Genomic DNA, 13,717 nt, shown 5'->3' on the forward strand with positions numbered 1-13,717 from the left:
AAATTATTTTGCTATAAAATTTAATAATAAGCCCAACTGTACCGCCGGGATGTAAAAAAACGAACAGAACATTACTTTCCTGGCATCGGCCAAGTCTCTGCTCATTAAAAGTTTAAAAGCCAGCCAGCTAAAAATAAGTCCTGCTATTAAAGATAAACCGGCAATGTAATAACCGCCAAATCCATAAATGGTTGGCAATAAACTTACAGGTATTAAAATTAGCGTACTTAAAAAGGTAAGGAGAGCTGATGTTTTATCTCTTTTCTTTGTAGGCAATAATCTAAAACCTGCTTTTTTATAATCATCATCCAAAACCCATGCAATTGCCCAAAAATGAGGAAACTGCCATACAAACTGGATTAGAAATAAAATTCCTGCAATATAATAATCAATTTCGTGGAACATTTCGGCTTTTAAACTTCCAAATGCCGCCAAATAACCAATAAGCGGTGGTAAAGCACCGGGAATAGCACCAACAAAAACAGCTATTGGCGATTTTCTTTTCAATGGCGTATAGGCAAAAGCATATAACAGTATTGAAAACACAGAAAGTAAACCAGTTTCTAAATTTAATCTGCCCAATAACCAGGTACCCAAAAAAGCCATAAACACACCTAGAATCAGCCCTTGTCCAGTAGTCATTCTACCCGCTGGCATAGGACGATCTTTGGTTCTTGACATTAATTTATCCAGATCTTTCTCTATAATTTCGTTAAAACAGTTTGCAGCAGCAGTTACCAAAAAGCCACCAGCAATTAAGATTAACCAGTTTCCCCAATCAATGCTGGAAATATGGCCTCTACCTACTTGCATTTTCTGTCCGATCAAAAAAGAGATCGACGCCGAAAACACCACCGTAAACGATAGTCTGAATTTTATAAGCTTAGAAAAATCTGAAAGATATTGCTTCAATTTTCTTAAATATTATTGTTTATATGTACTTGTTCTGTAAACCAATAAGTACAGGTAAAACTGTAAACTAAACAACAGCGTAGAGAACAAAATATGTAATGCCTGTGCTGCCGGAGGAAAAGCAATGTATGCTAAAGCTAAACCACTTAATAACTGAACTAAAAGCGTAATTAAAATAAATCTTGCTGTTAACAATGGAGCAGCTTTACCACTAAAACGATCAATAACCATTTTATAAACCACACCATTGGTGATTATTACCAATATAGCCAAATCGCGGTGATAAGAAAAAACACTTCCAACCTTCGATATCCATAATGCTTTTCCACTATAGGCCAAAGATTTCGCAATTACATCAACGGCTTCCCTCACATCAGTACCCAAAACGATCTGAATAATACTGACTACTAATGTAAAGAACAAAAAACCTTTCAGCCATAGTATCCTATACATAATTACCGAAGGTGCTTTATTCAGCTGTTTCGCATAATTATATGTGTAAATTGATATTGCCAAAATAACCAGTGCTAAAAGCATGTGTACCGTTACTACCCATTGTGCCAGATTGGTAGATACTACTATTGAACCTAACCAAGCCTGATAACCTACTACAAAAATGTTCAGGATACTTAGCAAAATAATCCGTTTTGCTGTTTTACGGTAAGTAAAAGAATAAACGGCTGTTAAAAACAGGAATATTCCAGCTGCTACCCCAGCTAAGCGATTTAAGTACTCCGTCCAGGTTTTAGCCGGATTAAACTCTTCGGGTACAGTAATGCTCTGATCGTGCCTGATACTATCAGCTAAGGCTACTTTGCCCATGCTTTCTAAATACCTGGCAAACTTTTCATTCTTTTTTAACCTGCCTGCAACATATTTTTCTTTATAGTTGGCAGGAAGCTGAGATACATCTGTTGGCGGAATGTAACGATCGAAACATTTCGGCCAATCCGGGCATCCCATGCCTGATCCGGTACTGCGCACAATACCACCGGCAAGTATAACCAATAGCGTAACTATGATGGTTATAAGATTAATTCGAATGAAACGTTGTTCTGATCTGCTGACCATATATCTATTAAGATGAAAAGGGTATCCGGATAAGCAGAAACTTAATCAGATACCCCTTTTAAAATTGTTTTAAGCTTAAACTAGCCTTTGTTTTCTTCAACAGGATTGGCTAGTTCCCAATCTTGTTGTATTTTTTCTGCTTCTTGATTTCCTTCAAAATCGTGAGGTAAATTAGAGCTCATGGTTTGCGAGAAAGGAACAGTTTGAGGAATAAAGTCTGCATCATGTCCTGGTTTGCTATAATCGTATGGCCATCTGTAAACTGTCGGGATTTCTCCTGGCCAGTTACCGTGTAGGTGCTCAACAGGTGCAGTCCATTCTAATGTGTTAGATTCCCATGGATTTTGAGGTGCAACTTTTCCTTTAAAGATTGAATAGAAGAAGTTAAACAAAAACGCTACCTGAGCAAGTGCTGCCATAATAGCTGCCCATGTTACAAAAACGTTAACTGTTAACCATTTCTTCATGAATTCGAACTCAGTAAATGCATAGTAACGACGAGGTACACCATCTAAACCTAAGAAGTGAAGCGGGAAGAATACCAGGTAAGCTGCAATAAAAGTTAACCAGAAGTGTAAGTATCCCAATTTAGCATTCATCATTCTACCGAACATTCTAGGAAACCAGTGATACACACCTGCAAGCATACCAAAGATTGCTGCAGATCCCATTACCAGGTGGAAGTGGGCAACAACAAAATAAGTATCGTGTAAGTTGATATCCAATGAGGCATTTCCTAAGAAGATACCGGTTAATCCACCAGAGATAAAGAATGAAACTAAACCAATAGCAAATAACATTGCCGGAGTGAAACGGATATTACCTCGCCATAATGTAGCCAGATAGTTGAATGTTTTTACTGCTGATGGTACAGCAATGATTAATGTGGTAATCATAAACACACCACCCAACAATGGATTCATACCGGTTACAAACATGTGGTGACCCCAAACGATGAATGACAATACGGTAATACCAATTAGGGAGTAAACCATTGCATGGTAACCAAAGATCGGTTTACGTGAGTTTACAGAGATAACCTCAGATGAGATACCCAATGCTGGCATAATTACAATATATACCTCAGGGTGACCTAAGAACCAGAATAAGTGTTGCCATAAAATTGGAGAACCACCTTCATTTGGTAAAATATCAGTACCCATTACGATATCTGATAAGTAGAAACTTGTACCGAAACTACGGTCAAATACCATTAATACTACCCCAGCCACAAGAACAGGGAATGATAAGATACCTAAAATAGCTGTTAAAAAGAAAGCCCAGATGGTTAATGGCATTTTCCAAAGGTCCATACCTTTAGTACGCATGTTTAAAATTGTACTTACATAGTTAATACCACCCATTAAAGATGATGCTACGAAAAGTACCATACTGATTAACCACAAAGTCATACCCATTCCTGAACCTGGCATTGCCTTGGCAACAACAGAAAGCGGCGGATAAACCGTCCAACCACCCGATGCAGGACCTGTTTGGATAAAGAATGATGACATCATGATCACACAGGCCATAAAGAAAAACCAGTATGAAAGCATGTTTAAGAATGGCGAAGCCATATCTCTTGCACCGATCTGAAGTGGGATCAATAAGTTACTAAATGTACCACTTAATCCGGCGGTTAATACAAAGAAAACCATAATGGTACCGTGAATGGTTACCAAAGCCAGGTAAAAGTCGGGTTTAATACGACCGCCTTCAGCCCACTTACCTAAAAATGTTTCTAAGAAAGGGAAGTTTTGATCTGGCCATGCCAATTGAATACGGAATAAAATTGATAAGCCCATTGCTATTACCGCCATAATAATACCGGTAATCAAAAATTGCTTGGCAATCATTTTATGATCCATACTAAAGATGTACTTTGAAATCAAAGTCTCTTTATGATGCCCATGATCAGCGTGATCGTGATTGTGTTCGTCGTGTAATGCTATTGTTGACATAATTCTTTCGCTCCTGCTTAATATTATTTATTTAAAGCCATTTGGTTAGTTTTTACAGCTGCTGAATCTTTAGCTGCTGAATCTGCTACTGATTTTACAGGTGCAGGTGCCACTGGCAAATTAAATTGTTTTCTTAAATCGTCGTTTAAGTATGTTTTTTGCTCTGCAATCCAAGTTTTGTACTCGGCCTCAGAAACTACCCGTACCACTTTTTGCATATTGTAGTGACCTGCACCACAAATTTTAGCACATAAGAAAAGGTAGTTAAAGTTAGGATCGTTAGTCTCTTGCTGCATTTCTGCAGTAGTTTTTGTAGGCGTAAACTCAAATATCGTTCTCATACCCGGTACGGTATTTAACTGTACCCTAAAGTGCGGCATATAAAAACTGTGAATTACGTCTTTACTGGTCAAAATAAGTTTAACTGGTTTGCCTACTGGAAGCACCATCTCATCTGCCATTTCATCATCACGAGAGTTGATATCTTTAAAATCGATACCCAGTGTGTTGCTAGATGTAGTTAACTTGTAGTTTTTGTTACCAACTATTCCATCAGCACCAGGATAACGGATAGACCATTTAAACTGCTCAGAAGTAACTTCAATTTGTAATGGCTTGTGGTTTGGGTCTTCAACTTTAAAGAAAATAGATCTCCAGGTTAAGAAACCCATTAATACCAAAACGGTTAATACTAAAGCCGGAACGATTGTCCAGATTTTTTCGATTGTATTATTGTGTGGGTAATAGTAAGCTTTTCTTTTAGCAGAGTATTTATAGATATAAGAAAATCCGAATAATAAGATGTGTGTAGCTACAAATACAATAGTGGTAATGATTAATGTTAAATTAAACATCTCATCAATTTTCTTTCCGTGCTCAGATGCTGCAGCCGGAAGTAACATTGATCCATGCACTGTATATTCCCAATATACACCATACAAACCGATCACTAAAAACAACGCAAATAAACTTGCGTGTACCCCATTCCAGTTAATACCAACAGGTTTACCTTGTGCTTCGCGGCTTAACTCATATACTTTTATTGCTTTACCAATAATGGCAATGAACAAGCATACAGCAAGGAAAACCAGAATATAAAATATTACCGATTTATAAACCTCGCCCATATCAACCTTCGGTGCCGCGGCAGCACCTGCTGCTGCATCTTGCGCAAATACGCTAGTGTTTGCAAAAGCAGTAATCAATACTGCTAAAGCTGCGGTCGTTTTATTCGTTATAAACTTTCTTAAACTCATTTTCTTAAAAGTAGTACGCTGTACTGCTAATTATAATAATAATTAAATATTTGCTTTATCCTGTCACCACTATAGTTGATGATGCAAACTTTCTTGTAATAATGGGTGATTCTTTGCAATTAAAGGTTTTTTACTTAATGATGTTAGAACCGTAAAGGTAAACAATCCTACGAAACCTATTGCAGTACCAATTTCTACAATTCCAAAACCATTATGACCTTCTTCTACCGCACCTGGCATAATCATCTGGTAATAATCTACCCAGTGACCTAATAATACCACTATAGAAACGAATAATAATTTTGCATCAGTCCTCTTGTTATCTCTATCCATTAATAATAATACCGGCGCTAAGAAATTCATGGCCAGGTTTAAGAAAAACCAGAATTTATAATATTCAAAACGTTTGTAGAAGTATACAGTCTCTTCAGGCATGTTTGCATAGTAGATCAATAAGAATTGAGCAAACCATACATAAGTCCAGAAGATAGAGAAACCAAAAATAAACTGACCTAAATTGTGTAAATGGCTATTGTTAACCCATTGCATATAACCTGCTCTTCTCAATAGGATAATGATAATAGCGATAGTAGCTAAACTGCTTACCCACATTGCGGCAAAGTTATACCAACCGAACATGGTTGAGAACCAGTGTGCTTCTAATGACATGATGGTATCGAAAGCAAAAATCGGTGTTGTAAAACCGTAAATTACCAGGAAGATACAAGCATTTTTAAAGCTCTTTCTGTATGAATTTAAACCGCCAGTTAAATCTTCATTATATGAAAATTTAACAAACATCATTGCGAAAATACTGTAAACACCTAAAAACAATAATTGACGACCTAAAAAGAAAGGCTTATTTAAAAATACAGATTTACCGGCAATAATCGCATCATAATGTTCAGAACCTTTTTCTGCTAAACCCTGAGTTGCCCAGTGCTTATAAAGATAAGGTACGCTAACGCTTTGTCCATGTTCTACAATTGTATGCTCCATAAATAAACCTGCAGATACGATAGCAATAAGTATGACTGCTGCAATTGGCAATGTTTTGGCCATTGCCTGCGGTACACGTAAAATTGATGCAGACCAACCTGCCTGAGCAACAAATTGAACAGCTAAGAAAAACATTCCCGACATACAAACGCATGCGAAGTAATATCCCATAAGCAACAGGTTAGCAAAAGTACGCTCTTGAAGGCCACTTAAGAAACCAAAAGCAATAGCAGCAACACCTAAAGCGATACCGATTATACTTAATGTTTTTACTTTACCTGTAAACTCAAACTGTTCACTAAAATTAATATTGTGAGTTCCCATTTATATTTGCTTTACTATTGTCCTTTTTGTAATTGTTGAACATACATCACCACTTTCCAACGATCTGTTGGTGAGATTTGCGAAGCATGCGAGCCCATGTTATTTACACCGTACGTAATGGTGTGGTAAATTTTACCTGCGGTAAGATCAACCATGTTACCACCCCTGGATGATGAACCTGTTTGATAAGCAGGTACGCCACTAAATTTCTCAATTTTAACCAGGTGTCCTTGTCCATCCCCTTTTTCGCCGTGGCAAGGACTACAGAAAACGGTAAATAAATGTTTACCCTGAGCTAAATTAACCGTATCTACTGGTAGAGGGTTAACCATGCTCACTCCTGCTGCTTCGTAACCTTCTTTTGTATTAGGATACTCATCATATTCAGTAAAACCTACTGGTTTAGTATGTGCAGGTGGCAACTGGGCAGTTTTACCATCTTTAAAATTTTTGTTCGGCTGATCCGGATTGTAAGCAATCGGATCATACATGTTTCTGGCATATTCTAAGCCAGTACTGCGTTTATCTTTACAAGCAGAAAAGGTAGCTGCAAAAGCGATAGCTAAAAACGCTGTGTAAACAAATTTATTCTTATTCATAGCTAATGTACTTCCTTTCATTATACTTTATTTCTAAAGCACCTGCATCTTTTAATAATCCATCAATTACAGTATGTTCTACATTGTCTTTTGCATCAACTGCAATCACAAAACGATCATCAGTAGCACGTAAATCCATCACTCTTGGTGCTCTTCCCGGAAATAAGTGAGTAGATGCATAATAAGTTAACACCATACCGAAAGCACAGAACAATACTGTAAGTTCGAACATTATCGGAATAAAATCCGGTAATGCAAATGATGGTTTACCACCAATGTTTACTCTCCAATCGATTACTGCGCAGAAATAAATCAAAGCGAATGCACAGCAAGTACCGGTAATACCAAAGCAAAATGCTGCGATATCGATTCTGGATCTTTTAATTCCTAATTTGGCTTCTATTCCGTGTATAGGCATCGGTGTATATACATCATAAATGCTGATGTTATTTTCCTGAAGTTTTTCGATGCCGTGCATCATTTCGTCAGGATCGCCAAAGCTGCCTAAAATATATTTGATATCACTCATTGTTATATTTTTGCGTAATCTTCTTGTTTAACACTATCAAATTTTTCTAAAGACTCTATGTACTCAGCTACATATTCTTTATTCTCATGCCCTTCTTTAATCTGTTTCATTTTGGCTTGCTCACTTGCAGTTTTTAATAATAATTTAACCTCTGCTATAGCGATTGATGGCAATACTCTTAAGAACAATAAGAATAAAGTAAAGAACAAACCAATTGAACCTACGAATACACTTATATCAACCCACGTTGGATAAAACATTGCCCAACTTGATGGAATATAATCGCGGTGTAATGAAGTAACGATAATTACGAAACGTTCGAACCACATACCCACGTTTACCACGATTGATAAAATCCAGGTTGCTTTAATGCTTAAACGGATCTTTTTAAACCATAACAACTGTGGAGAGATTACGTTACAGGTCATCATCATCCAGTACGACCACCAGTATGGACCAGTAGATCTGTTGATAAATGCATACTGCTCATACTCTGAACCTGAATACCAGGCGATGAAGAACTCAGTTAAATAAGCCACACCTACGATTGATCCGGTTAAGATGATGATTTTATTCATCGACTCAATGTGGAACATGGTGATGTAGTTTTCTAAGCCTAATACTTTACGTGCAACCAATAATAAGGTTAATACCATTGCAAATCCTGAGAAAATCGCTCCTGCCACGAAGTATGGAGGGAAGATGGTCGTGTGCCATCCCGGAATTACCGATGTTGCAAAGTCCATTGATACAATCGTGTGTACCGAAAGTACCAGTGGTGTAGAGATACCTGCTAAAATTAACGACACCGCTTCGAAACGTTGCCATGTTTTAACGCTTCCACTCCATCCAAAAGAGAAGATAGAATAGATTTTTCTACGTGTTCCCACTGCACGGTCGCGGATGGTAGCGATATCTGGTAATAAACCTGTATACCAGAATAATAATGATACAGAGAAGTAAGTAGAGATTGCAAACATATCCCACACCAACGGTGAGTTAAAGTTTACCCAAAGTGAACCGAATTGGTTTGGTAAAGGTAAAACCCAATAGGCTAACCAAGGACGGCCCATGTGTGATACAACATAAGTTGCGGCACAGATTACGGCGAAAATGGTCATCGCCTCTGCCGAGCGGTTGATGGAGTTACGCCAGTTCTGACGGAAGAGTAATAGTACTGCTGAAATTAGTGTTCCAGCGTGACCGATACCTACCCACCATACGAAACCGGTGATATCCCAAGCCCAACCAACTGTTTTATTTAAGCCCCATGCACCGATACCATTCCAGAAAGTGTAGCTTACCGCTACTACCCAAAGTAAAGCACCTAATGAGGCAACGATGAAACCAATCCACCAGGCCTTGTTTGGCTTGTTTTCTACCGGGCCTAAAATATCATCCGTAATTTTTGCATACGTGATGTTATCGCCGGTAATTAATGGTTCTCTAAGTATTGATTCGTTATGTCCTGACATAATTTGTATTTTCTTTATACTAAAGCTTACGCTTGTACTGTTGTATCTGTATTTCTAATTTTTGTCATGTAGCCGATACCCGGTTTCACATTGATCTCTTCTAATACGTAGTAGATACGCTCAGAACGTAATGCTTTTGAAACCTCTGAATTTGGATCGTTTGCATCACCAAATACAATCGCATTTGCTGAACAAGCTTCCTGACAAGCCATTTTAATATCGCCATCTTTTAATGGACGTTTCTCCAGTTTAGCTTGTAATTTGCCTCCTTGTATACGTTGAATACACATAGAGCATTTTTCCATTACCCCTCTTGAACGTGTAGTTACATCAGGGTTTAAAACTAATTGGGTAAACTCGTTATTTAAATAGTTATCGAAACGTGAATCATTCCAGTAGTTAAACCAGTTGAAACGACGTACTTTATACGGACAGTTATTTGCACAGTAACGGGTACCTACGCAACGGTTGTAAGCCATGTGGTTTAAACCATCACTTGAGTGTACAGTTGCCAATACCGGACAAACTGTTTCGCAAGGTGCGTGATCACAGTGTTGGCACAACATTGGCTGGTGAACCACAGAAACATGATCCAAGTCTTCTAACTTGGCAATTTCTTTCTCTTTGGTTACATCACCATCTTTAGTTTCGTAGCTGTAATAACGATCGATACGGATCCAGTGCATTTCACGACGACGGCGAACCTCATCACGACCTACAACAGGAATGTTATTTTCTACGTTACAAGCAACAATACAAGAACCACAACCTGTACAAGCATTCAAATCGATTGCCATAACCCAGTTATTACCTGGTTTTTCGTATTGATCCCAAAGGTCGTAATCTTTATGCTCACCTTTTTCGTTACCAGCACCAGGATTTTTTAAGTACTCCTTAAAAGTAGCTTCTTTAATCACTGCACGTCCCTCGAAAGAGTGGTGAGTTTGTGTTTGAGCCAATTCATAATAACCGCCTGTTGGGGTAATGGTTACCGAAGTAGCATATTGGAATGTTCCATTTACAAAAGAAACGAAAGGGAAAGCATTTTTACCCACATCGTTACCAGCTTTACCAACTTTGGTACGGCCGTAACCTAATGCGATAGATGCAGTTCCTTGCGCTTGTCCTGGCTGGATCAATACCGGAAGATCTACTGAATATCCGTTGCTACCTTTAACCGTTACAACATCAAATTCTTTAACTTTTAATTTCTCAGCATATTTTGGCGCAAGAGCAACATAGTTATCCCAGGTTACTTTCGATACCGGATCAGGCAATTCTTGTAAGAATGCGTTGTTTGCATTTTTACCATCACGCATTGGGATATTTTCGTAAACCTGTAACTCAACCTGATCGCCACCTTTAAAGGCTTTGCTGCTATTTACAATTGAAGTAGCAACTTGTGCTAAAGATTGTGTGAATGAATAAGCACCAGCAGCTTTAGCTGTTACAGTAACCACTCCTTTTTCTAAAACCTCTTCCCATTTCAAACCAACAGCTGGTAACATTTTAGCCTCCCAGTTGCTGCGTACAAACTGATAGTAGTCTTTAACAGGAGCATCAGCCCAGGTTAATAAACTTTCTTCAGCCTGGCGGCTGTTGAATACAGGGTTGATAGTTGGCTGAACGATTGAATAATATCCTTCGTAAGCGTTTGCATCACCCCATGATTCTAAATAGTTATGGTTAATCGCAATAGCATCACAAGCGGTAGCCGTTTCGTCAGCACGATCAGCGAATGAAATTTTAGCAGGAACCTTAGCTAATGCATCAGTAAATGCTTTTGTATTTGCAGCATCGTAAACCGGGTTACTGTTTAAGAATAAAACAGCACCAACTTCGCCACGGTTCATTTCAGCAACTAAGCCATTAAATTCTGCATCGTTACCTGCATATAAATAACAAGGGTTATCTAAATCAATAGTAGTACCATAACTTCCGATAGCGGCGTTAATGGCATTTACTAAAATCTGAGTAGAAACATCGTTCGAACCGCAAACTACAAGGCCTTTACCTTTAGCTTGTACCAATTCTTTAGCTACAAGTTTAATTACTTTATCGGCAGTAGTATTATTACCTAACGTTCCGCCAGGTAAAGCATTACCGGTAATTGCATTATATAAAGCAATTAAAGCAGGTCCTTCTTCTGATAATTTAACCGGAACACGGGTATCTGCATTGGTACCTGTTAAGCTCATTCCACTTTCGAACTGAATGTGGCGGCTCATTTTTTTATTTTCTAATGATTTATAGTTACGGTTAGCGGTATATTGAGCAGTAAACTCTTCTCCGCTAATCCAGGTACCTAAGAAATCGGCACTGAAACTTACAATTAAATCGGCCTTATCAAAATTGTATTTAGGTAAAACTGCTTTACCGAAACTGTTTTGGTTAGCCTGAATAATGCCTGTATAAGAAACCGCATCGTACTGAACCAATTTAGCAGCAGGATATTTTGTAATAAACTGTGCAATAACGGCATTAGTTGATGGGCTGTTTACAGTTGATGATACAATGCGGATTTTCTTTCCACCTGCCTGTGCTTTTGCCAACTCGCCTTTAACAAAGCTGTCGATTTTTGCCCAGGTAGTTTCTTCAACTTTTCCATCTTTTACCAAAGCTGGTGCTTTTAGTTTAGATACATCATATAAATCTAAAACCGAAGCTTGCGCTCTCGCATCTGTACCACAGTTAAATTGACCCGCATTTGGATTTGGTTCAATTTTAATCGGGCGCCCCTCTCTGGTTTTAACTAAAATACTCTGGCCATTAAAGCTCGAAGTATAATAGTTAGGAATACCTGGAGTAACCTCTTCAGGTTTTACCAGGTAAGGAATAGATTTATGAACAGGGGCAGTTTGACAGGCTGCCAAAGTTACTGCACCTAAACCAAAACCCAACGCCTTTAAAAAGTCGCGGCGTGGGGTAACGGTACTTAACCCTGCTTCATTTAAAACATCTTCTATTGGAAGTGGCTCGGCGAATTCGTTTTTGCTATTCTTAACAAAATCGGGTGTATTGTTATACTCCTCTAAGCCTTTCCAGTATTTTTTGTTGCTTTCCATTTAAGCTATATTACTGTTTATTCGAACGTTCTTACTAAACTCTATCTATTAATAGTGGCATTTACCACACTCTAAACCACCCAATAACGCTGGTGTAATTTTCTCGCCTTTTTTAATCTTCTCGTGCGCTTCGATAACCTTAGCGTAGAAAGCATTATTTTTCTGACCAGAAATATCTGTTTCTTTATGGCAGTTAATACACCATTTCATGGTTAATGGAGAATATTGATAAATTTCTTCCATGGTATTAACCGGACCGTGACAAGCGAAACATACAGGTTCTGTTGGCTGTAATCCTTTTGCTTTACGAATGGCATCTTCTGCAACAACTACGTGTTGAGAGTGATTGAAGTAGGCAAAATCAGGAAGGTTGTGTACACGTACCCACTCCATTGGTTTTGATTTACTTTCATCGTACTTCTGAGTTTCAGGATCGTAACCTAAAGCATTGTAGATCTTTTTGATCTCAGGAGAAATCTCTCCATCATATTTATCTCTTGCCTGAACAGCTTTATGGCAGTTCATACAAACGTTTAATGATGGAATAGTTGCATTTTTAGATTTAAATGCTCCGTTGTGGCAATACTGACAATCGATCTGATTGATACCTGCATGCAACTCGTGTGAGAATTTAATTGGCTGAACTGGTTGATAACCGGTATGAACACCAGTATTCCACATGCCCATCCAACCGAACGAACCTAAACAGATGATTAAACACAAGATAAAGAACATCACAAATTTCTTGTTCTTGAACATCTTGCGCACACCAACCTTTAATGGCACATCTTCTTCAATCTCGATACCTTGTTTTTGTAAAATCAGGCGTTCTAATAACTTAGAAGCACGACCTAAAATCACCAAAATAACAATCGCCAATACAACAATAGCTACAATACCCGCAATTGATAAACCTGAAGTTGACTCGTCTTTTGCTGCAACAGAACCACCCGGAGGAGTAGCCGCTTTTGGCTCACCTTCTTTAATGTATTGTAAGATGTCTTTAACTTTGGTTTCGTCTAACTCAGGAAAAGAAGTCATTGCTACTTTTCCATTTTCGTTAAAAAGTTTAACAGCTTCAGGGTTACCAGAAGCGACTAAGCCTTGCGAATTAGGAATCCACTTTAAAAGGAACTCTTCAGAGTGACGATCGCTTACACCAGTTAAGGCCGGACCAACCAATTTAGCATCTAACGCGTGGCACGAAGAACATTTTGCTTTGAAAAGCGTTCTTCCTTCTTTAGCATCCTGCGCATTTACGGTAGAAACCGCTATTACGGAAATTGCTGAAAATACGAATAACGACTTCCAAACGCTTTTTAAAATCATCGAGATATCTCTCATAATGAACACTTTATACTTATTTAATTTACTTTTTGTTGTGAAATTGATGCTGAACTAGGGGTAGCCCCACCAAAACTTGAACAAAAGTATAACTTATTAATAAATCCCATGACATAATAGTGACTTGAAATACAATTTATAATCATTCTAAACAAATGCCAATTCAAGCCACTCAGGCAATA

10 protein-coding genes are annotated in these 13,717 nt (G+C 38.1%); all 10 read right to left on the reverse strand.

The window, feature by feature from the left end:
• Positions 1-3 precede the first annotated feature (3 nt).
• Positions 4-912: a heme o synthase gene (cyoE, locus tag BCL90_RS10875; protein ID WP_121283997.1), complete on the reverse strand. Its 909-nt coding sequence runs from the start codon at positions 910-912 to the stop codon at positions 4-6.
• A 12-nt stretch (positions 913-924) separates the two neighbouring features.
• Positions 925-1,983, reverse strand: coding sequence for a COX15/CtaA family protein (locus BCL90_RS10880; RefSeq protein ID WP_121283998.1), 1,059 nt, complete (start codon positions 1,981-1,983; stop codon positions 925-927).
• Between the two features lie 80 nt (positions 1,984-2,063).
• Complete coding sequence (locus BCL90_RS10885; protein WP_208529786.1) at positions 2,064-3,944, reverse strand: cytochrome c oxidase subunit I; 1,881 nt, start codon at positions 3,942-3,944, stop codon at positions 2,064-2,066.
• A gap of 23 nt (positions 3,945-3,967) precedes the next feature.
• Positions 3,968-5,200 (reverse strand): cytochrome c oxidase subunit II, encoded by a 1,233-nt coding sequence (locus BCL90_RS10890; protein ID WP_121284000.1) that lies wholly within the window; start codon positions 5,198-5,200, stop codon positions 3,968-3,970.
• Between the two features lie 69 nt (positions 5,201-5,269).
• On the reverse strand, positions 5,270-6,523 hold the full coding sequence (locus BCL90_RS10895; RefSeq protein ID WP_121284001.1) for a quinol:cytochrome C oxidoreductase: 1,254 nt from the start codon (positions 6,521-6,523) through the stop codon (positions 5,270-5,272).
• Positions 6,524-6,537: 14 nt separating this feature from the next.
• Positions 6,538-7,143, reverse strand: a complete 606-nt coding sequence (locus BCL90_RS10900; RefSeq protein ID WP_090498417.1) for a c-type cytochrome — start codon at positions 7,141-7,143, stop codon at positions 6,538-6,540.
• Positions 7,115-7,651, reverse strand: coding sequence for a DUF3341 domain-containing protein (locus BCL90_RS10905; RefSeq protein ID WP_090498415.1), 537 nt, complete (start codon positions 7,649-7,651; stop codon positions 7,115-7,117). The genes BCL90_RS10900 and BCL90_RS10905 overlap by 29 nt, the downstream gene beginning before the upstream one ends.
• A 2-nt stretch (positions 7,652-7,653) precedes the next feature.
• Positions 7,654-9,126, reverse strand: a complete 1,473-nt coding sequence (gene nrfD, locus BCL90_RS10910; RefSeq protein WP_121284002.1) for an NrfD/PsrC family molybdoenzyme membrane anchor subunit — start codon at positions 9,124-9,126, stop codon at positions 7,654-7,656.
• A 26-nt stretch (positions 9,127-9,152) separates the two neighbouring features.
• A complete protein-coding gene (locus tag BCL90_RS10915; RefSeq protein WP_121284003.1) occupies positions 9,153-12,191 on the reverse strand; it encodes a TAT-variant-translocated molybdopterin oxidoreductase in 3,039 nt (1,012 codons plus the stop codon).
• A 48-nt stretch (positions 12,192-12,239) separates the two neighbouring features.
• On the reverse strand, positions 12,240-13,535 hold the full coding sequence (locus BCL90_RS10920; protein ID WP_121284004.1) for a c-type cytochrome: 1,296 nt from the start codon (positions 13,533-13,535) through the stop codon (positions 12,240-12,242).
• Between the last annotated feature and the right edge of the window lie 182 nt (positions 13,536-13,717).

The organism is Pedobacter alluvionis (assembly GCF_003664035.1).
Lineage (GTDB): Bacteria > Bacteroidota > Bacteroidia > Sphingobacteriales > Sphingobacteriaceae > Pedobacter > Pedobacter alluvionis.